The 20,308-nt window shown below is 66.8% G+C and carries 22 protein-coding genes; 3 read left to right on the forward strand and 19 right to left on the reverse strand.

Features of this window, described 5'->3' with window-relative positions; genetic code table 11:
• Positions 1-133: 133 nt before the first annotated feature.
• The 15 genes from csrA to rlmE form a co-directional block, all read right to left on the reverse strand.
• Complete coding sequence (gene csrA, locus AC1DQP_RS01850; RefSeq protein ID WP_019183311.1) at positions 134-337, reverse strand: carbon storage regulator CsrA; 204 nt, start codon at positions 335-337, stop codon at positions 134-136.
• A gap of 145 nt (positions 338-482) precedes the next feature.
• Positions 483-3,131, reverse strand: a complete 2,649-nt coding sequence (gene alaS / locus AC1DQP_RS01855; RefSeq protein ID WP_478051007.1) for an alanine--tRNA ligase — start codon at positions 3,129-3,131, stop codon at positions 483-485.
• A gap of 107 nt (positions 3,132-3,238) precedes the next feature.
• Positions 3,239-3,730 carry a recombination regulator RecX gene (gene recX, locus AC1DQP_RS01860; protein WP_256774111.1) on the reverse strand — a complete coding sequence of 164 codons (492 nt, stop codon included), beginning with the start codon at positions 3,728-3,730 and terminating at the stop codon, positions 3,239-3,241.
• A 111-nt stretch (positions 3,731-3,841) separates the two neighbouring features.
• Positions 3,842-4,882 carry a recombinase RecA gene (gene recA, locus AC1DQP_RS01865; RefSeq protein ID WP_256774112.1) on the reverse strand — a complete coding sequence of 347 codons (1,041 nt, stop codon included), beginning with the start codon at positions 4,880-4,882 and terminating at the stop codon, positions 3,842-3,844.
• A gap of 204 nt (positions 4,883-5,086) precedes the next feature.
• Entirely contained in the window at positions 5,087-5,737 is a 651-nt protein-coding gene (lexA, locus tag AC1DQP_RS01870; protein ID WP_256774113.1) for a transcriptional repressor LexA, read from the reverse strand.
• Positions 5,738-6,189: 452 nt separating this feature from the next.
• Positions 6,190-7,866, reverse strand: coding sequence for a 2-polyprenylphenol 6-hydroxylase (gene ubiB, locus AC1DQP_RS01875; protein WP_478051008.1), 1,677 nt, complete (start codon positions 7,864-7,866; stop codon positions 6,190-6,192).
• Between the two features lie 35 nt (positions 7,867-7,901).
• Positions 7,902-8,396, reverse strand: coding sequence for a CinA family protein (locus AC1DQP_RS01880; protein ID WP_256774115.1), 495 nt, complete (start codon positions 8,394-8,396; stop codon positions 7,902-7,904).
• 158 nt (positions 8,397-8,554) lie between these two features.
• Positions 8,555-9,865: a ribosome rescue GTPase HflX gene (gene hflX, locus AC1DQP_RS01885; RefSeq protein ID WP_256774116.1), complete on the reverse strand. Its 1,311-nt coding sequence runs from the start codon at positions 9,863-9,865 to the stop codon at positions 8,555-8,557.
• Between the two features lie 26 nt (positions 9,866-9,891).
• Complete coding sequence (gene hfq / locus AC1DQP_RS01890) at positions 9,892-10,176, reverse strand: RNA chaperone Hfq (RefSeq protein ID WP_137190031.1); 285 nt, start codon at positions 10,174-10,176, stop codon at positions 9,892-9,894.
• Positions 10,177-10,283: 107 nt separating this feature from the next.
• Positions 10,284-11,237 carry a tRNA (adenosine(37)-N6)-dimethylallyltransferase MiaA gene (miaA, locus tag AC1DQP_RS01895; RefSeq protein WP_478051009.1) on the reverse strand — a complete coding sequence of 318 codons (954 nt, stop codon included), beginning with the start codon at positions 11,235-11,237 and terminating at the stop codon, positions 10,284-10,286.
• Positions 11,237-12,136 (reverse strand): dihydropteroate synthase, encoded by a 900-nt coding sequence (gene folP / locus AC1DQP_RS01900; protein WP_457318900.1) that lies wholly within the window; start codon positions 12,134-12,136, stop codon positions 11,237-11,239. Before folP ends, miaA begins: the two co-directional genes overlap by 1 nt.
• Before the next feature lie 32 nt (positions 12,137-12,168).
• Positions 12,169-12,696: a hypothetical protein gene (locus AC1DQP_RS01905; RefSeq protein WP_457318901.1), complete on the reverse strand. Its 528-nt coding sequence runs from the start codon at positions 12,694-12,696 to the stop codon at positions 12,169-12,171.
• Positions 12,697-12,783: 87 nt separating this feature from the next.
• Positions 12,784-12,969, reverse strand: a complete 186-nt coding sequence (locus AC1DQP_RS01910) for a hypothetical protein (protein ID WP_256774120.1) — start codon at positions 12,967-12,969, stop codon at positions 12,784-12,786.
• A gap of 97 nt (positions 12,970-13,066) precedes the next feature.
• Positions 13,067-15,013: an ATP-dependent zinc metalloprotease FtsH gene (gene ftsH, locus AC1DQP_RS01915; RefSeq protein WP_256774121.1), complete on the reverse strand. Its 1,947-nt coding sequence runs from the start codon at positions 15,011-15,013 to the stop codon at positions 13,067-13,069.
• A 53-nt stretch (positions 15,014-15,066) separates the two neighbouring features.
• Entirely contained in the window at positions 15,067-15,699 is a 633-nt protein-coding gene (gene rlmE / locus AC1DQP_RS01920; protein WP_457318903.1) for a 23S rRNA (uridine(2552)-2'-O)-methyltransferase RlmE, read from the reverse strand.
• A gap of 65 nt (positions 15,700-15,764) precedes the next feature.
• Between rlmE and yhbY the strand changes: the two genes are divergently transcribed.
• A complete protein-coding gene (gene yhbY / locus AC1DQP_RS01925; RefSeq protein WP_256774123.1) occupies positions 15,765-16,070 on the forward strand; it encodes a ribosome assembly RNA-binding protein YhbY in 306 nt (101 codons plus the stop codon).
• A 15-nt stretch (positions 16,071-16,085) separates the two neighbouring features.
• Positions 16,086-16,460, forward strand: coding sequence for an Mth938-like domain-containing protein (locus AC1DQP_RS01930; RefSeq protein ID WP_256774124.1), 375 nt, complete (start codon positions 16,086-16,088; stop codon positions 16,458-16,460).
• A gap of 223 nt (positions 16,461-16,683) precedes the next feature.
• On the opposite strand, the gene AC1DQP_RS01935 is transcribed toward AC1DQP_RS01930, so the two are convergent.
• From AC1DQP_RS01935 to surE, 4 genes are read right to left on the reverse strand one after another with little or no spacing between them, the layout of a single operon-like run.
• Positions 16,684-17,463: a peptidoglycan DD-metalloendopeptidase family protein gene (locus tag AC1DQP_RS01935; protein WP_256774125.1), complete on the reverse strand. Its 780-nt coding sequence runs from the start codon at positions 17,461-17,463 to the stop codon at positions 16,684-16,686.
• Positions 17,460-18,074, reverse strand: a complete 615-nt coding sequence (locus tag AC1DQP_RS01940) for a YqaA family protein (protein ID WP_256774126.1) — start codon at positions 18,072-18,074, stop codon at positions 17,460-17,462. The genes AC1DQP_RS01935 and AC1DQP_RS01940 overlap by 4 nt, the downstream gene beginning before the upstream one ends.
• Before the next feature lie 19 nt (positions 18,075-18,093).
• Positions 18,094-18,771, reverse strand: a complete 678-nt coding sequence (locus AC1DQP_RS01945; protein WP_256774127.1) for a protein-L-isoaspartate(D-aspartate) O-methyltransferase — start codon at positions 18,769-18,771, stop codon at positions 18,094-18,096.
• Complete coding sequence (gene surE / locus AC1DQP_RS01950; RefSeq protein WP_478051010.1) at positions 18,768-19,547, reverse strand: 5'/3'-nucleotidase SurE; 780 nt, start codon at positions 19,545-19,547, stop codon at positions 18,768-18,770. The genes AC1DQP_RS01945 and surE overlap by 4 nt, the downstream gene beginning before the upstream one ends.
• Positions 19,548-19,735: 188 nt before the next feature.
• Here surE and AC1DQP_RS01955 point away from each other — a divergent pair, with 188 nt between their 5' ends.
• On the forward strand, positions 19,736-20,275 hold the full coding sequence (locus tag AC1DQP_RS01955) for a Smr/MutS family protein (RefSeq protein ID WP_457318907.1): 540 nt from the start codon (positions 19,736-19,738) through the stop codon (positions 20,273-20,275).
• The last annotated feature ends 33 nt before the right edge of the window (positions 20,276-20,308 follow it).

Consider the following 20,308-nt stretch of genomic DNA (forward strand, 5'->3'; position numbering starts at 1 on the left):
GCCCTATACTCCCTTAGCAGGGGAGCCCCTTCAGCCACTCGGGCACCGCTCCAGTGTTCTTGATCCGCCGCTGCGCTGTTTCATCTCAGCGGGGGCGCGAAGAATAACTTTTTTCGCACCCGAAGGTAAAGCCTTAATCCGAAGAATTTTCACTTCCGGATGCATTCGGCTCGTCGCCGCGCTGGATCCGCTGGTAAATCTCTTCCCGGTGCACGGCCACGTCCTTCGGAGCGGTGATGCCAATACGCACCTGGTTGCCCTTGACGCCGAGCACGGTCACGCTGACCGAGTCACCGATCATCAGGGTTTCGCCTACACGGCGAGTCAAGATCAACATTTTTGCAAGTCTCCAGGGAACCGGTGGTGTTTTCCCCACCGGCTTGGCGCCCAGCCAAGGAGCGCCCCACGACAAAGGGGGAAAGTATTAGCCATAGTACCGTCAGGCCTCCCAACCCTTCAAGGAGCAGGAGGCTTCAGGATGTTCAGATACGCGGGGTGACCCAGTCGACGACGGCGGCGAGGGCAGAAGCAAGGGCGGGCCCGTCCTCGCCACCACCCTGGGCGAGATCCGGGCGGCCGCCGCCCTTGCCCCCGGTCTGACTGGCGATGTGCGACAACAGTTCCCCGGCCTTGACCTTGCCCATTGCACTGCCGTTCACGCCGGCGACCAAGGCTGCCTTGCCGTCCTGGGTTCCGGCCAGCACGATCACCGAGTCGCCCAGCTGCTGCTTGAGACGGTCGATTGCGTCACGAAGCGCCTTGGCATCGAAGCCTTCCAGGCGCGCGGCCAGGATCTTGATGCCGTTGACCTCGACCGCCGACGCGCCGAGATCGGCGGTGGCGCCCGCGGCCTGCTTGGCCTTCAATGCGTCCAGTTCGCGTTCCAGCTTCTTCTGGCGCTCACCGAGCTGGCGGATCTTGTCGACCACGTCGCCGGCGTTGCCGCCGAGCAGCGACGCCGCTTCGCCAAGCACGGCCTCTTCGTGGGCCACGTAATCCAGCGCGCCCTGCCCGGTCACCGCTTCAATGCGGCGCACGCCCGAGGACACGCCGCCTTCGGAGGTGATCTTGAACAGGCCGATGTCACCGGTGCGGCCCACGTGGGTGCCGCCGCACAGTTCGGTGGAGTAATCGCCCATCTTCAGCACGCGCACGTTCTCGCCATACTTCTCGCCGAACAGCGCCATCGCGCCGAAGTCCAGCGCTTCCTGCATGGCCATGTTGTGCACTTCGACGGCATTGTTGGCCCGCACCTGCGCGTTGACCYTGCGCTCGACGACCGCCAGGTCCTCGGCGCTGATCGGGGCGAAGTGCGCGAAGTCGAAGCGCAGGCGGTCCGGCGCCACCAGCGAGCCCTTCTGCTGCACGTGGGTGCCCAGCACCTCGCGCAGGGCGGCGTGCAGCAGGTGGGTGGCGGAGTGGTTGAGGATGGTCGCGCCGCGGCGCTGGACGTCGACCTGCCCGGCAAGCGTATCGCCGACCTTCAGGCTGCCTGACGTGATCTTGCCGACGTGGCCATGGAACTGGCCGGCGAACTTCTGCGTATCGCTGACCTGCACCTGCAGGCCCGCGCCGCTGAGCGCGCCGGTGTCACCGACCTGGCCGCCGGATTCGGCGTAGAACGGGGTCTGGTCGGTGATCACGATCACCTCATCGCCAGCCTGGGCGGACGTGACCGGACGACCGTCCTTGAGCACGGCCACCACGGTCAGGCCGTCGGCCTGCAGGCGGTCGTAGCCGAGGAACACGGTCGGCTTGAGCGTGGCCACCAGATCGGCGGACAGGGTTACGCCGCCGCCGAACTTGCCCGCTGCGCGCGCGGTCTCGCGCTGGTTGTCCATGGCGGCGTTGAAGCCGTCCATGTCCACGCGCATGTCGCGCTCGCGCGCGATGTCAGCGGTGAGGTCGACCGGGAAACCGTAGGTGTCATACAGGCGGAACGCGTCCACGCCGGGGATCACGCCGTCGGTGACCTTGGCGGCCACGTCGTCGAAGATCTTCATGCCCGAGTCGAGGGTTTCTGCGAAACGCTCTTCCTCGGCCTGCAGCGCGCGCACCACGGTGTCGGCCTGCGCCGGCAGTTCCGGATAGGCCACGCCCATCTGCTCGACCAGGGTCGGCACCAGCTTGCTGAAGAACGGCTGGCGCACGCCCAGCATCCAGCCATGGCGCAGCGCGCGGCGGATGATCCGGCGCAGCACGTAGCCACGGCCTTCGTTGGACGGCAGCACGCCATCGACGATCAGGAACGAACAGGCGCGGATGTGATCGGCGATCACGCGCAGCGACTTGTTTTCCAGGTCGGCCATGCCGGTCAGTTCGCTGGCCTTGCGGATCAGCGCCTGGAACAGGTCGATTTCATAGTTGGTGTGTACGTGCTGCAGGATCGCGGCCAGTCGCTCCAGGCCCATGCCGGTGTCCACGCACGGCGCCGGCAGCGGCACGAGGGTGCCGTCGGGCTGGCGGTCGAACTGCATGAACACCAGGTTCCAGATTTCGATGAAGCGGTCGCCATCCTCGTCCGGCGAGCCCGGCGGGCCACCGGCGATGTGGTCGCCGTGGTCGTAGAAGATCTCGGTGCACGGACCGCACGGGCCGGTTTCGGCCATCTGCCAGAAGTTGTCCGAGGCGAACGGTGCGCCCTTGTTGTCACCGATGCGCACGATCCGGTCTTCCGGAATGCCGACCATGTCGCGCCACAGCGCGTAGGCCTCGTCATCGGTCTGGTAGACCGTGACCAGCAGCCGGTCGGCCGGCAGCTTCCAGACCTGGGTCAGCAGCTCCCAGGCCCAGGCGATGGCATCCTTCTTGAAGTAATCGCCGAACGACCAGTTGCCCAGCATTTCAAAGAAGGTGTGATGGCGCGCGGTGTAACCGACCTGATCCAGGTCGTTGTGCTTGCCACCGGCACGCAGGCAGCGCTGGACGTCGGCGGCGCGCACGTAGCTGCGCTTTTCGGCGCCAAGGAACACGTCCTTGAACTGAACCATGCCGGAGTTGGTGAACAGCAGGGTCGGATCATTGCCCGGCACCAGTGGTGCCGACGGCACGATCGTGTGGCCCTTGCCCTTGAAGAACTCAAGGAAATCGCTGCGGATCTGGGAGGTAGTGAAATTGACGGATGCGTTCATGGGGGGCTGGCTTCATGCGGGCCGGTCAGTCCATGGCACGCAGCCCCAATGGCCGGGTGTCAACAGCAGGACCGCCGAAACCACAAAGGGTATCAGGCCCGGGGCGCTCAGTCCTCCGGGTCGTAACGGGTCGCCAGGCGGATGCTGTCCCCCGGGAACCCGCGACGGGCCAGCAGATCGGCGGCTTTGCGCCGTTGCGCCAGCTCCTGCGGCCCGGCCTCGCCGAAGCGACGGCAGACCAGGTCACGCGCGTTTTCGTTCCAGTCGCCTTCAAAGGTGTCCATGGCGACGGCGATCTGGTCGCTGTCCAGCCCATGGGTGCCCAGTTCGGCGCGGATGTGGATCGGGCCATAGCCGGTGTTGGCGCGAATGCGGACCAGGTTCTCGGCAAAGCGGGTGTCGTCCTGCCAGCCGGCCTCGCTGAGCTTGTCGACCGCAGCCACTGCGGCGTCGTTCTCGATGCCACGCGCCTGCAGCTTGCGGGTCAGCTCCTTGCGCGAATGCTCGCGGCGCACCAGCAGGGCCAACGCCCGCTGGACGGGGGTCTGCTCACTGACACGGCGTTTGCGGCGCGGGGCCGGGGCGTCGGACTCGGACATGGCGACCTTCAATCAAATGCGCCGTCCTTGGCGCTCCCCCCGTCGGGGGAATACGGAAACCGCGGGACAGGGCTGGCGTCACTGACGGCGCCGCCCTGCCCCGCAGGAAACTCATTCGGCGTCGTCTTCGACGTCGTCGCCGCCTTCACGCGCGGCTTCTTCCGGCTGGAACTTCTCGCGCAGCTCGGCTTCCAGGCGCTGGGCAATCTGCGGGTTGTCGCGCAGGTAGCCGCGGGCGTTGTCCTTGCCCTGGCCGATACGTTCATCGCCGTAGCTGTACCAGGCGCCGGCCTTCTCGACCAGCTTGGCTTCCACGCCCATGTCGATCAGCTCGCCCTCGCGGCTGATGCCTTCGCCGTAGAGGATCTCGGTGATGACCTGCTTGAAAGGAGGCGCCAGCTTGTTCTTGACGACCTTGATCTTGGTCTGGTTGCCGATGATCTCATCGCCCTTCTTGATCGCGCCGATGCGGCGGATGTCCAGGCGCACCGAGGCGTAGAACTTCAGGGCGTTGCCGCCGGTGGTCACTTCCGGGCTCTGGCCCGGCATCATCACGCCGATCTTGTGGCGCAGCTGGTTGATGAACACCACCAAGGTGTTGGAGCGCTTGATGTTGCCGGTCAGCTTGCGCAGCGCCTGGCTCATCAGACGGGCCTGCAGGCCCGGCAGCTGGTCGCCCATTTCGCCTTCGATTTCCGCCTTGGGCGTCAGCGCAGCGACCGAGTCGACCACCACGATGTCCACCGAGCTGGAGCGCACCAGCATGTCGGCGATCTCCAGCGCCTGCTCACCGGTATCCGGCTGCGACAGCAGCAGGTCGTCCACGTTCACGCCCAGCTTGGCGGCGTAGATCGGGTCGAGGGCATGCTCGGCGTCGATGAAGGCTGCGGTGCCGCCCTTCTTCTGGCATTCGGCAATGGCCTGCAAGGTCAGGGTGGTCTTGCCGGAGGACTCCGGACCATAGATTTCCACGACGCGCCCCTTGGGCAGGCCACCGATGCCGAGTGCGATGTCCAGCATCAGCGAACCGGTCGGGATGACCTCGACCGCCTCGACGACACGGTCGCCCATGCGCATCACGGCGCCCTTGCCGAACTGCTTTTCGATCTGGCTCAGCGCGGCGGTGAGGGCGCGCTTCTTGTTCTCGTCCATCGGAGTGGTCCTTGCAGAGGTCGTATCGGTGGAGGTGCTGTCTTTGGAAGTCTTCTTGGCCATGGGTTCACTTTAAGGCTGGCGTATCGCACAGGCTGAGATTCTGCCCGGCGTTCGGAAAAAAATTATCGGACATCCGTACCAACCTCAGCGGAACCAGAGAATCGCCACAAAAGACCGTGCAGGTAATGCGTTGTAGAAGGATCAGCGGTTGGGCCGCAACAGGCCGCAATAGAGGCCTTCGATCGCGAAGTCCTGGTCGGGCAGGACTTCGATCGGCTTGTAGTCGGGATTGCGCGGCAGCAGGCGGATCCGGTCCTTGCCCATCTTCAGCAGCTTGACGGTGATCTCGTCATCGATGCGCGCCACCACGATCTGTCCGGAGCGGGCGTCACGGGTCCGGTGCACACCGATCAGGTCACCGTCGAAGATGCCTTCGTCGATCATCGAATCGCCCTGCACCTTGAGCAGGTAGTCCGGCGCCGGCGAGAAGAACACCCGGTCGAGCACCACGAAATCGTCCGAGCCGATGTCTGCGCCGATCGGCAGACCCGCCGCGACCCGGCCCAGCACCGGCAGGCGCAGCACATGATCGGGCAGCGCGGGCACCGACAGCGAGCCCGGCAGGCCGTCCTGCAGCGCCGGTGCCTGCACCAGCCGGATGCCACGCGCCTGGCCGGGGATGCGACGGATCGCCCCGGCCTGCTCCAGGGCTTCCAGGTGGTATTGCGCCGCGCGTACCCCCTTGAAGCCGAAGGCACGTGCGATTTCAGTCTGCGACGGCGGGGCGCCATCGGTCTCGATACGCTCGGCGATCAACTGCAGGATCGCCTGCTGGGTGTCGGTCAGTTCCATGGTTAGTAGTATTACTACTAACGATGTGGGCACGCAAGTGCCCACGGAAGAAGAGCAGGAATCAGCAGGATCATCCCCCCACCGAAGCCGTCGGCAGTTCGTGTAGCCACCGACCGTTGGTCGGTGACCGCGCGAACGCGCGGCAATGCGTGACGGTGCGTTCGCGTGTCGGTTTTGGTCTTGTCTCCGGGGTTTAGCGCGTGCAACCCCATAGGTCAGGCGCTCATGGGCGGCAGACGAAGGGTAGCGATCATAGGAGGCGGCCGGGAGAAGGCAGCCGACCAACGGTCGGCTCTACGGGGTTGGGTTGCGCGTGCCGAAGGCCGGGCGGATGGAAGGTCGGCGGTCATGAGGCCGGCCGGGTAGAGCAGCCGACCAACGGTCGGCTCTACGAGGTTGGGTCGCGTTTGCGGCACATTGCGGGGATCCTGCGGATCCCGGCGGCGAAAACCCTACGGGTTTTTGCCGCTGCGCCAGATCGAAAACAGGATCCACACGCCGCAGAAGCCGGCGCCGATGAAGCCCGCCACGCCCAGCGCCAGCAGCCAGCGGCTGGAGACGCCACCTACGCTGTGCATGACGATCGAGGAGCCGATAATTAGCGCGGCGGTCACGATGCCCATCACCAGACGGTTGGCCGCGCGGTTGACCTGGTCGCCGAAGCCCTGCAGCGCGGTGGTCTCGACCTTGAGCTGGAGGCGACCACGCCGAGCCATCTGCAGCAGCCGACGCACGTCGCGCGGCAGGTCGCCGAGCAGCTCCATCACCCCCACCAGGCTGCGCTTGCCCCGCTTGAGCACGGCGCCGGGCGCATAGCGCTGCCACATCACCCGCTCCAGGTACGGACGCGCGGCGCTGGCCATGTCGAACTGCGGGTCCAGCTGCCGGCCCATGCCTTCCAGAGTCAGGAAGGTCTTGATCATCAGGGCCAGGTCGGCCGGCAGGGTCAGCGAGTACTGGCGCAGCAAGGTGGTGATGTTGCCCAGCATCAGGCCCATGTGCAGGTCTTTCAGCGGCACGCCCCGGTACTGGTCGACGAACGTGCTGATGTCCTGCTGCAGCCGCGACTCATCCACGTCCACCCCGCCCGCCCAATCGAGCAGCACGTCGGCCACCGATTCCGGCTCCTGGTTGACCAGCCCATGCAGGAGCTGGGCGACCTGGAAGCGGCGCTGCTCGGAGATCGCCCCGACCATSCCGAAATCGATCACGCCGATGCGGCCGTCGCGCAGGTAGATGATGTTGCCCGGGTGCGGATCGGCGTGGAAACAGCCGTCTTCGAGCACCATCTTGAGCACGATGTGCGCGCCGCGACGGGCCAGCTGCACGCGGTCCAGCCCGGCCGCATCGACGCCGGCCAGGTCGCGGCCGGGGATGCCGTCGACGAAGTCCTGCACGTTGAGGCTTTCGCAGGTCCACTGCCAATGCACGTTGGGGATCAGGATGTCTTCGCGCCCGGCGAAGTTGCGCGCGATGCGCTCGGCGTTGCGGCATTCGGCGGCGAAATCCAGCTCCCGGCGCAGCGAGACCTGGAACTGCTGCACCACTTCGGCCGGGCGATACCGCTGCAGGTCCGGCAGGCGCGCTTCCACGATTTCGGCCAGGCGTGCCAGCAGGCGCAGGTCGGCTTCGATCACCTCACGGATGCCGGGGCGACGGATTTTCAGCACCACGGCGGTGCCGTCGTGCAGGGTTGCGCGGTGCGCCTGGGCCAGCGAGGCGGCCGCCATCGGGGTTTCATCCAGCCAGGCGAAGACCTCGGTGGCCGGTGCGCCGAGATCGGCTTCCAGCTGTTCGCGCACCTGCGCATACGGCAGCGGCGGTACCGCGTTCTGCAGTTCAGAGAATTCGGCGATCCAGTCCGGCGGGAACAGGTCCACGCGCGTGGCCAGCACCTGGCCGAGCTTGACGAAGGTCGGACCCAGGTCTTCCATCGCACGCCGCACCCGCACGGGCGCGGTCATGCGCAGCATCTGCGTGTCGTTCCAGTGCAGCAGCCGCCCGGCCCGTTCCAGTACATCGGCCAGGCCGATCCGGCGTACCAGATCGCCAAAGCCATAGCGGATCAGGACCGAGGCGATTTCCTGCAATCGGCCTAGGTCGCGTACGGTTCCCAGCGTTTCCCACATCGGTGCCACTCCTGTCCACGCACGCGGTCAGGATGTCACACCGGTGCGAAAATTCCCGTCAGCGCCTGCTGCACGGTCTGGCGACGGATGGCTTCGCGGTCGCCGTCGAACCGGAACAGCTGCGCGCGGGCATAGCCACCGCGCTGCTTCCAGCCGATCCACACGCTGCCGACCGGCTTGTCCGGACTGCCGCCGCCCGGCCCGGCAATGCCGGTCACGGCCACGGCGATGCCGGCGCCGGAATTGATCAGTGCACCGGAAACCATTTCCAGCACGGTCTCGCGGCTGACCGCACCGAACTGCTCCAGCGTGTGCGCGCGAACACCGAGCAAGCGCTGCTTGGCCTCGTAGCTGTAGACGACCATGCCGCTGTCGAAGAATGCCGAGGAGCCGGCCACATCGGTCATCGCCTTGGCGATCCAGCCGCCGCTGCAGCTCTCGGCAGTGACCAGCTGCAACGATGCCTGCTGCAGGCGCTGGCCGACATCACGGGCAAGGACGCCGAGTTCGGCATCGGTGGGGACGCTCATGGTGATCCTGGATCGGGGGGAAGGACGCCCCGTTTTAGCCCAAATCGGCGCGGATGTCGTGTGCGGGGGCGCGACGCAGCGTCGCGCGCCCTTTGCTGCGCCTGTCCCACCGCCGGGGAACGTCGAGGGAGAGCCGGCCAGCGGCCGGCACTACCGTGTCACCACTCGGGGAGCTTCTCCGGCAGCATCGCGCGGATCGGCTCGCCGCCCTCGCCGGCCGCCAGCTTTTCGGCCTCGGCGATCGGCAGATCGACCTCAAGCAGCCAGCCGTCCTCGTCGGCCTGTTCGCCGCGCACCACTTCCAGCTGGTGCAGGCGCGAACGCAGGCGTCCGGCACTCGGCGGCAGACGCAGCGCGCCGGTGATGTGCTGCAGGCCCAGGCGCTTGCCCAACACCGACTGCAGCAGCGGCAGGCCAAGCCCGTCGCGCGCGGAGATCCATACCCGTTCGCGACGGGCGGTATCGGGGATGCCGTCCTGTGCGTCGTGACGCACTTCGGCTCCCTCGATGCGGTCGATCTTGTTGAACACCAGCAGCTGCGGAAGATCGCCCGCACCCACGTCGGCCAGCACTTCGTCGACCTGGGCGATGCGGTCCTCGCGGTGCGGATCGGCGGCGTCGACGATATGCAGCAGGAAATCGGCCTCGCGCGCTTCGCTCAAGGTCGAGCGGAACGCGGCCACCAACTCGTGCGGCAGATCGCGCACGAACCCGACGGTGTCGGCCAGCACCACGTTGCCACCCGGGACCGCGATGCGGCGCACGGTCGGGTCGAGCGTGGCGAACAGCTTGTCCGCGGCGTAGGCCTCGGCACCGGTCAGGGCATTGAACAGGGTCGACTTGCCGGCATTGGTGTAACCCACCAGGGCAACGCGCGGCAGTTCGCTGCGCACGCGGGCGCGGCGCATCTGGGTGCGCTGCACCTCGACCTTTTCCAGCCGTTTCTGCAGCTGTTCGACCCGCTTCTGCAGCAGGCGACGGTCGGTTTCCAGCTGGGTTTCACCTGGGCCGCGCAGGCCGATGGAGCCGCCGCGCTGGCGCTCCAGATGGGTCCAACCGCGGATCAGCCGGGTGGACATGTGGCGCAGCTGCGCCAGCTCCACCTGCAGCTTGCCCTCATGGCTGCGTGCGCGCTGGGCGAAGATGTCCAGGATCAACCCGCTCCGGTCGATCACGCGCCGCTCCAGGAAGCGCTCGAGATTGCGCTCCTGCCCCGGTGTCAGCGCATGGTTGACCAGGATCAGGTCGGCACCGGTGGCATCGGCCGCGGCTTTCACCTCATCCAGCTTGCCGGTGCCGATCAGGATCGACGGGTTCGGTCGGTCGATGCGCGCGGTCAGCGTCGCCGCGATGCTCGCACCGGCCGAGCGGGCCAGGTCCGTGAACTCTTCAAGCACGTCTTCTTCGAGCCGGCCGAAGTGCGGCTGGATCAGGAGTGCGTGTTCGCCTCGCTTGGAACGGTCAAACACGCAGTTCTCCAGAAATACTCAACGCATTACTCAACGTCGTCTTCACCTTGGACGCCTTCGGCGCCACCTTCATTGGACTGTACATAGCCGCCACCCGGGCCAACCCGTACGTTGCGCGCCGGCACCACGGTGGAAATGGCGTGCTTGTACACCATCTGGCTCACCGTATTGCGCAGCAGCACCACGAACTGGTCGAACGATTCGATCGTCCCCTGCAGTTTGATGCCGTTGACCAGGTACACCGAAACCGGCACGCGTTCGCGCCGAAGTGCATTCAGAAACGGGTCCTGCAGCGATTGCCCCTTGGACATTGCTAACTCCTGATTATTGTTTTTATGGTCTTCCGGCAGTTTCCGCGGCCCCCGCCGCCCACCGGAATCCTTGATGGTACACGGGCTGGAGTGGGGAAGGCGTGGAGTCAGCGTGCGACGAAGGTCGACACCGCTTCTGCCAGCGAAGCCTGATCAAGATGGGGATCGAACCAGCGCACATCAAGCTCGCCGCGCAGCCAGGTGAGCTGGCGCTTGGCCAGCTGGCGGGTAGCCTGGATGCCGCGTTCACGGAACTGGCTGGCCGTGCCCTGCCCGTCCAGGAACTCCCAGGCCTGGCGGTAGCCCACCGCCCGCACCGCCGGCAGGTCCAGGGGCGCAGCCACCCGGGCCATCTGCGGCAGCGCGCGCAGTGCGCGGACCTCGTCCAGGAAGCCCTGCCCGAGCATGGCGTCGAAACGGGTCTCGATGCGCTGGTGCAGCACGCTGCGCTCGCGCGGGGCCAGCACCAGCTTGAGCGTGCGGACCGGCAGGCGGTCCACGCCGGGCAGTTTCTGCCACGCACTGATCGGGGTCCCGCTGAGCCGGTAGACCTCCAGCGCCCGCTGGATGCGTTGTGGATCGGTGGCATGGATGCGCGCGGCGGCGGCCGGGTCGATGCTGGCCAGCTCGGTGTGCAGGGCGGCCCAGCCCTTGGCTGCGGCCTCCCCGGCGATGCGCGCGCGGGTATCCGGATCGGCCGGCGGCATCGGCGAAAGGCCCTGCAGCAGCGCGCGGAAGTACAGCCCGGTGCCGCCGGCCAGGATCGGCATGCGGCCACGAGCGAGGATGTCGGCGACGGCGCGGGCCGCATCGGCGGCAAATTCGGCCGCCGAATAGGTCTGCCACGGGTCGCGCACGTCCAGCAGATGGTGGGGCGCCTGCGCGCGCTCGGCGGCGTCGGGCTTGGCCGAGCCGATGTCCAGGCCGCGGTAGACCAGCGCCGAATCGACGCTGACGATCTCCCCGCCGAGCTGCCGCGCCAGCCCGATCGCGGTGGCGGTCTTGCCCGACGCGGTCGGGCCCATCACCGCGATCGCCAGCGGGCGCTGGTCGGTGCCCATCAGTCCTCGTCCGGCCAGCGCGGCATGGCCGGCGCAGCGTCCACGCGCGGTGCCGGCACGGCATCGACCGCGGCCCACACCTTGAGTGCATCAACGGTGGTAGCCACGTCGTGCACGCGCAGGAGCGTCGCCCCGCGCTGGGCGGCGATCAGGTGCGCGGCCACCGAGCCGGCTACCCGGTCGCGCGGCTGTTCGCGCCCGGTCAGCTCGCCGATGCTGCGCTTGCGCGACAGGCCGGCCAGCAGCGGCACGCCCAGGTCCAGGAAACGCGCCGAGCGGGCGAGCAGGATCATGTTGTGTTCGGTCGTCTTGCCGAAGCCGAAGCCCAGGTCGATCACCAGGTTCTTTTTCGCGATGCCGGCCATCTCGGCGGCAAACAGGCGCTCGGCGAGGAAACGGTGCACCTCGGCGACCACGTCATCGTAGTGCGGGGTGTCCTGCATGCTGCCCGGCTCGCCCTGCATGTGCATCAGCACCACCGGCACGCCGAGGTCGGCGGCGGCGGCCAGTGCACCAGGCTGGCGCAGTGCGTGGATGTCGTTGAGCATGCCGGCGCCAGCGGCCACCGCCGCGCGCATCACCTCCGGCTTGAAGGTATCGATACTGATCGGGACGTGGGTTTCCCGCGCCAGCCGCTCGATCACCGGGATCACCCGGCGCAGCTCCTCCTCCAGCGACACCGGCGCACTGCCCGGGCGGGTCGATTCACCGCCGATATCCAGCAGGTCGGCACCCTCGGCGACCAGTTGCAGCCCATGGGCGACGGCAGCCTCCAGGGTGTCATGCACGCCGCCGTCGGAGAACGAGTCCGGGGTGACGTTGACGATACCCATCACGCGCGGGCGATCCAGCCGCAGCGCACGGCCACCGCAATCGAGCTGGGGAGAAATGTCGAACATGGGCAGGTCCACGAAGTACGCCAGCGCGTAGTTTACGCTGGCGTACCGCAGCGGCCGTCAGAGATCGCCGAGGCGGGCGCCATCGACGGGATTGGCCAGCCATTCGGCGAGGTCGCTACCGATCGCGTTGACGGTGCGTTCGAGCACGTCACAAGACCCCTTGAAGCCGGCGAACGCGCCGCCCGCGAGGTTCGCCGCGCCGTGACCGATGCGAGCTTCTGGCCATCCTGAAACAGCACGCCCCGCGCCGTGGCGGATTTGAAATGACCGGCAAAGGCATTGCCCGCGCTCTGCGCTTCGACCAGTTCCAGTTGCAGCACGCGACCGCTGTCACGCGTCATCGGCGCCGTGTCGAAGAGGATCCGGTTGCCATGCACCGGCGCCTTCGCGCCCAGTGCACTGGCCAGCTGCGCGCAGATCCGGCATTCCGCCTTGATGTTGTCGGCAATGTAGGCCGACTCCGCGAAGGGCACCGGATCCTGCACGTGGATATCGGCCGCAAGCGCGGGCGTGGCACAGCTCAACAGCGTCGCGGCAGCGACGCACAACGAATGACGCATGGTTTCCCCCTGGAAAAGTGGCGCGTGGTCGCAGCATGCGACCTGCACCGCTGCATGCTGCCGCCCGCGCGCCACCAGCGCAACCGGTCAGCGCTGGCGGCGCTTGCGATCGACGTACAGGGTCTTGGCGATGCTCAACAGGATGCCCAGCGCGATACCGATACCAGCGCCGAGCAGGAAGTTGTCGCGGAATAGACCGATACCGACGCCGACAACCGTGGCGATCACCATCTCGACGGTGTGCGACACCGGTGGTGGGGGCGTGGTGGACATGGCGACTCCGGAACAGAAAGCAGGAACAAGGGGCGCATTATGGCGCGGAAACGACGAAGGCCGGGTTTCCCCGGCCTTCGTGTTCACCCTGCCGTGCTTACAGCTGCTCGGCAGGACCGGCGATCGGCGTCACCGGACGGGCGTCGCCGCCCTTGTCGTTGTTGTTGTTGCTGCCACCGTCCTTGTTGGACTTGTCCCAGCCCATCGGCGGCGGCGGATCGCGACCTTCCATGACCGCATCGATCTGCGGCACGTCGATGGTTTCGTACTGCAGCAGCAGCTGCGACATGGTGTGCAGCTTGTCCAGGTTGGCGGTCAGCAGCTCGGTGGTCCGGGCATAGGCCTTGTCCAGAATGCTGCGCACCACTTCATCGATGCGGCGCGCGGTGTCGTCCGAAACGCTCTTGTGCTGGGTGACCGACCGGCCGAGGAACACTTCATCGTCCTCTTCGCCATAGGCGATCGGACCCAGTTCGTCGGACAGGCCCCACTTGGTGACCATGTTGCGGGCCATCTTGGTGGCGCGCTCGATGTCGTTGGAGGCACCGGTGGTGACCTTGTCGGTGCCGAAGATCAGCTCTTCGGCAACGCGCCCGCCGTACAGCGAGCACAGCTGCGATTCGATCGCCACGCGGTTCATCGAGTACTTGTCGCCTTCCGGCAGGTACATGGTCACACCCAGCGCGCGACCGCGCGGGATGATGGTGACCTTGTAGACCGGATCGTGCTCGGGGACCAGGCGGCCGACGATGGCGTGACCGGCTTCGTGGTAGGCGGTGAGCGTCTTTTCTTCTTCGCTCATCGCCATCGAACGACGCTCGGCACCCATCAGGATCTTGTCACGGGCACGGTCGAAGTGGTCCATGCGGACTTCCTTCTCGCCGCCACGCGCGGCAAACAGCGCCGCCTCGTTGCACAGGTTGGCCAGATCCGCACCGGAGAAGCCCGGGGTACCGCGCGCGATGACCATGGGCTCGACATCGTCGGCCAGCGGCAGCTTGCGCATGTGCACCTTGAGGATCTGCTCGCGACCGCGCACGTCGGCCAGGCCGACCACCACCTGGCGGTCGAAGCGGCCCGGACGCAGCAGCGCCGGATCCAGCACGTCCGGACGGTTGGTGGCAGCGATGACGATCACGCCCTCGCCCCCCTCGAAACCGTCCATTTCGACCAGCAACTGGTTCAGGGTCTGCTCGCGCTCGTCATGACCGCCGCCCAGGCCAGCACCACGATGGCGGCCGACGGCGTCRATTTCATCGATGAAGATGATGCACGGCGCCTGCTTCTTGGCCTGCTCGAACATGTCGCGGACGCGGCTGGCGCCGACGCCGACGAACATTTCCACGAAATCCGAACCGGAGATCGAGAAGAACGGCACCTTGGCTTCACCGGCGATGGCCCGGGCCAGCAGGGTCTTGCCGGTACCGGGCGGGCCGACCATCAGCACGCCGCGCGGAATCTTGCCGCCCAGCTTGGTGAACTTGGTCGGGTCGCGCAGGAAGTCGACCAGCTCGCTGACTTCTTCCTTGGCCTCGTCGCAGCCGGCGACGTCGGCGAAGGTGACCTTGATCTGGTCCTCGCCCTGCAGCTTGGCGCGCGACTTGCCGAAGGACATGGCGCCCTTGGAGCCGCCACCGCCGCCCTGCATCTGCCGCATGATGAACAGCCAGAAGCCGATGATCAGGATCACCGGGAGGAAGTTCATCAGGATCGCACCCAGCGAAATGCCGCTGGACGGCTCTTCCTGGACGATTTCCACGTTCTTGCCACGCAACACGTTGATCAGGTCGCGATCGTAGGGCGCGGTGATGGTGGCCGACTGGCCGCCACGGGTGGTGTAGGAGAGCTGGCTGGTGCCGCCGCGGACATCCCCGGCGAAGGTCACCTTCTGGACGTTGCCGCTGTCCACCTGGTCCAGGAACTGCGAATACGTCGCGCCCTGGGCGCCCGCGCCGCTGCTCTTTGGCGAGAAGCTCTGGAACACCACCATCAGCACCACGGCGACGACCACCCATAGCAGGAGGTTCTTGGTCAAGTCGTTCATCCTCATTGGCTCCGGTGTTCCTCTAATTCCTGACGCGATTCGTATGGTTGAGCTTACTTGATCTGCGCACGTTTGCCCTGCCCGAGGGCGTATACCTCGGACGAACGCTTGCGGGAGGCTTCCGGCTTGCGGATCGCGACCTTGTCGTACCTGCGGCGCATCTCGCGCACGTAGTCGTCAAAGCCCACGCCCTGGAACAGCTTGATCAGGAACGCGCCACCGGGCTTGAGATGGTTGTCGGCAAAATCCATCGCCAACTCCGCCAGGTGCATCATCCGCGGTTGGTCGACCGCATCCATACCACTTTTATTGGGGGCCATATCCGAGAGCACAAGGTCTACCGCCTGGTCCCCGAGCATGGCTTCAAACTGCGATAGGACGGTTTGCTCCCTGAAGTCTCCGTGAAGGAACTCCACGCCGGCCAGCGGCGGCATCTCCAGGATGTCCAGTGCCAGCACCCGRCCGGTGTCGCCGATCTGGCGCCGCACCTGCTGGGACCAGCCGCCGGGAGCGGCGCCGAGGTCGACCACCACCATGTGCGGCTTCAGCAGCCGGTCCCGCTCGAGCAGCTCCTCCAGCTTGTAGGCCGCGCGCGAGCGCATGCCCTCGGCCTGCGCCTTCTTCACGAAGGGGTCGGAAAAGTGTTCTTTCAACCAGCGTTGACTGCTCTTGCTACGGGAAGCCATTGGTAATAGGGCCGGAACGGGTGGTCATGATACCCTGATCGCCCCAGTTAACCGCTTGTTCCTGAATGTCTATTGCCCTGACCTCTGCCCAGACCCGCTTCCTCCGCGGCCATGCCCATGATCTGAAAGCCCTGCTGCAGATCGGCGGCAAGGGGGTCACGCCGGCCTTCCTGGCCGAACTGGAGGAAGTTCTGGAACGCCATGAACTCATCAAGGTGAAAGTGGCCGCCGAAGACCGTGACGCCCGCGACGCGATGATCGCCGAACTCACCACCGCCTCCGGCAGTGCCCTGGTGCAGCGCATCGGCCATGTGGCCGTGCTGTACCGCCCGAGCAAGGAACACCGCCAGATCGTGCTGCCGCGCGGCTGATCCCGGACCCTGAAGATGCAACTGAGCCACGAACTGCCCGATTACGCCTACGCCCTGCGTGCCGCCGATGGGCGCACCGCGAAAGTGAATGACCGCACCCTGGCCAGCAGCTTCGTGCTGACCCCGGACACGCTGATCGAAGCGTGGCCGGTGGCCGATATCGCCGCCCTGACCCCGGAACACCTGCAGCCGGTGCTGGCGCTGAACCCGGCACTGGTCGTGCTGGGCACCGGCGATACCCAGGTGTTCCCGCCCGCGGCGGTCATGGCCGCGTGCCTGACCCGTGGGATCGGCCTGGAAGTGATGAACAACCCGGCCGCCGCGCGGACCTTCAACATCCTGGCCGGCGAAGGCCGCAAAGTGGCTGCGGCGTTCATCCTGAAGGGGTGAATGCGGTCGTTTTTGTTCAGGAAAGGCCGCCAGGGGCGGCCTTTTTTGTGCATGTAGAGCCACCCAATGGGTGGCTGCACACCCCAACCGGCGCGCGAACCCGGCCCGGTAGAGCCACCCCATGGGTGGCTGCACACCGAACCGGCGCACGGAGCCCGCACCGAGATGGCGACGCATGGCGTCGCCCTACCCAGGAACAGCGCGCCCGTCCGGGACGCGCCAGTTATTTCGGCGGCAGGTACAGCAGCGGGTCGACCGGCTTGCCGTTGTAGCGGATCTCGAAGTGGAGCATGTCGCGGGTGGTGCCGGTGCGGCCCATCTCGGCGATCTGTTCCCCGGCCTTGACGCTCTGGCCTTCGTTGACCAGCCGCTTGCGGTTGTGGCCGTACGCAGACAGCCACTGATCGCTGTGCTTGATGATGATCAGCTCGCCAAACCCGACCAGGCCCGCGCCGGAATACACCACCACGCCCGGCGCGGTCGCCCGTACCGGTTGTCCGCTCGTACCTGCGATGTCCACGCCCTGCTTGGTCACATCGGCACCGACGAACTTGCCCACGAGCGCGCCATCGGCCGGCCAGCGCCAGCTGATGTTGCTCTTGATCGCCGTGGTCGGCGACGGGGTCGGGGCCGGCGCGGGCGCGGTTGTGCCCGGACGTGGCGCGGTTACCACCGTGGTCGGCGCACGGCCCGGTGCACCACCGCCCGGATACAGCTTCAGCGTCTGCCCCGGATAGATCGTGTACGGCTCGGCCAGCCCGTTCCAGGCGGCCAGGTCACGCGGGGTGATGTTGTGGATGCGTGCCAGCGCGTACAGCGTATCGCCACGGCGCACCACGGCGGTCTGCCCCGGCTTGGCCACCGATGCCTGCGGCGTCGGATGCGCACCACGACCCGGCGACGACGGCTTGACCACCGTGGCCGTCCCGCATGCGCCCAACGTGGACACCGCCAGCACCAGCGCGGTAACACGCAGCCCCCTGCTCAAACGATCAGCACTCATGCGAACTTCGCCCTCCAGACTAGCCAGGCGACCAGCGCCACGACCAGCACGGTYGCGATCCAGCCCAGCGGTTCAATCCAACGCCGCAGCGCAGCTTCCGCGCGCGGACCACCAATACGGATGACCGCGGCCAGCACGAACACGCGCTTGCCACGACCGATCAACATGCTCAGGAAATACTGCGGCAACGGCACGCCGACGATACCCGATGCCCAGGTGAAGACCTTCATCGGGATCGGCATGAAGCCGCCCAGCACCAGGAAGGTGAACACCGCCCAGGGCGATTCGGCCATCTTGGCCTGGACCACCGCGATGCCGCTCTCGATGCTCGACAGCATGCCCAGCGCGGCGAACACCGGCTTGAGCGCCTCGAAGGCGAAATGCCCCAGCGCGTAGCCGACCAGCGCTCCGGCCATCGAACCGCCCAGGCTCAGCGTGGCAAACCACCAGCCGCGCTTGGGCTGGGCCACGCACATCGGCGCCAGCATCACCTCGGGCATCACCGGGAAGATGATCGCCTCGATGAAGCTCAACACCGTCAAATAGGTCGGCGCGCGCTCATGCGCGGCCCATTTCATCGCCCGCTCATACAGCGGACCAAAGATCTTCATGACGCAACGCTCCTGTGAATCAATCCAGCATGCCAGACAGCAGCGGCACGAACGTGACCGGTGCCAGTACCTGCTGTTCGATGCTGCCGTCATCGCGACGGGTCAACTGCACCAGCGACTGCGCGCCCGGGCCACCGACCGGCGCCACCAGCCGCCCACCGATGGCCAGCTGCTCGACCAGCGCGTCGACCAGCGCCGGTGCGGCGGCAGTGACCACGATCGCATCGAACGGGCCGTGCTCGGCCCAGCCGACGCGGCCATCGTCATGCTTGGTGCGGATGTTCATGCCGAGTGCGCGGAAACGCTTGCGCGCCTGGCGCAGCAGGTCACCGATGCGCTCGACCGTATAGACCTCCAGCCCCAGCGCGCCGAGGATCGCGGCCTGGTAGCCCGAACCGGTGCCCACTTCCAGCACCTTCTTCGGCGAGCAATGCAGCACCGCCTCGGTCATCCGCGCCACCACCCACGGCTGGGAGATGGTCTGCCCGTGGCCGATCGGCAGCGCGGTGTCCTCGTACGCGCGCGAGGCCAGCGCCTCGTCGATGAACAGGTGGCGCGGCACCACGCGGATCGCGTTGAGCGTGTTCTCGTCGACGATGCCCGCTTCGCGCAGGCGCTCGACCAGGCGGTCGCGCACGCGCTGGGAGGTCATGCCGATGCCGACCGCTTCGGGTTGCAGGCGCAGGCGCTGGCTCATGCCGGGCGATCCAGCGCGGCCGTCAGCCCGCCGACCCAGCTGGCCACCTTCTCCAGCGCCTGGTAGCGGGTGAGGTCGACCTGGATCGGGGTGATCGAAATGAAGCCGTTGCGCACCGCGTGGAAATCGGTGCCCGGGCCGGAATCCTGCTCGCGTCCGGCCGGACCGATCCAGTACACCTCGTTGCCGCGCGGATCGCGCTGGGCGATGCAGCCCTCGGCGCGGTGGCGGTTGCCCAGCCGGGTCACCTCGAATCCGCGGATCTCGCGCCACGGCAGGTCCGGCACGTTGACGTTGAGGATGGTGTCGGCGGGCAGTGGATCGGCCTTGAGCCGGGTCACGATCTCGACCGCGGCACGCGCGGCGGTCTCGAAATTGCGCGGCTCGTGGTTGTGCGTCACCAGCGACATCGCCACGGCCGGCAGGCCCAGGAAACGCCCCTCCATCGCCGCGGACACGGTGCCGGAGTAGATGACGTCATCGCCCAGGTTGGCCGCGTTGTTGATGCCGGAGACCACGATGTCCGGCTCGTACTCGAGCACGCCGGTCAGCGCCAGGTGCACGCAGTCGGTGGGCGTACCGGCCACCGAGCAGGTGTAATGATCGATGCGTTTGACGCGGATCGGCAGGTCCAGGGTGAGCGAGTTGCTGGCACCGGAGCGGTCACGGTCCGGCGCGAACACCGTCACCTCATGACCGGCGTCACGCAGTACCGAGGCGAGCATCCTGATACCCGGCGCGTCGACACCGTCGTCGTTGCTGACCAAGATCCGCATCTGCGATTTAACCGCTTGATTTTTCAAGACTTCGATTCCATCACTTTCCAGCGTTGGCGGGGCCGGCCCTCCCCGGTCTGGGGAACACCGACCGCGCAAGTGCGTCAGCTATTGTGCCGCAAGCGGGCAGATCGTCCTACCCCGGATGACGGTAGGCAGCGGCCATCCCCTGGCATTACGCTGTACGCATGTCACATTCTGAAGACGACGACCCCGCCGCCCTGTTCCGCTCGGCAATCGGCGAGGTCAAACCCCTGCGCAAGCCTGCGGCCGCGCCGCCGGCCGTGCCGCGGCCGAAGCCGCGCGCGCGCATGGCCGAACGTGACGAGGACGAAGCGCGCGGCGAATTCGCGCGCCTGCTGCGCGACAGCAGCCCGCTGGAAGCGGGCGACACCGCCAGTTACCGGCGCGACAACCTGCCGGCGCGGATGTTCCAGCGGCTCAAGCGTGGCCAGTACTCGGTGCAGGACGAGCTGGACCTGCACGGGGCCACGGTGGTACAGGCGGAAAACCTGCTGCGCCAGTTCCTGCTGGAAGCGCACGCGCACGAATACGGCTGCGTGCGCATCATCCACGGCAAGGGCCTGCAGTCCGATGGCGGCGCACCGGTGTTGAAGAACCTGGTCGACCGCCTGCTGCGCCAGCGCAACGACGTGTTGGCCTTCCATTCGGCGCCGGCTGGGCAAGGCGGTACCGGCGCGGTGGTGGTGTTGCTGGCGAACCGGTAAGGCCGCCCGCTGGGTGCCTGCACATGACGCCTG

This window comes from Stenotrophomonas sp. P5_A8 (assembly GCF_056400545.1).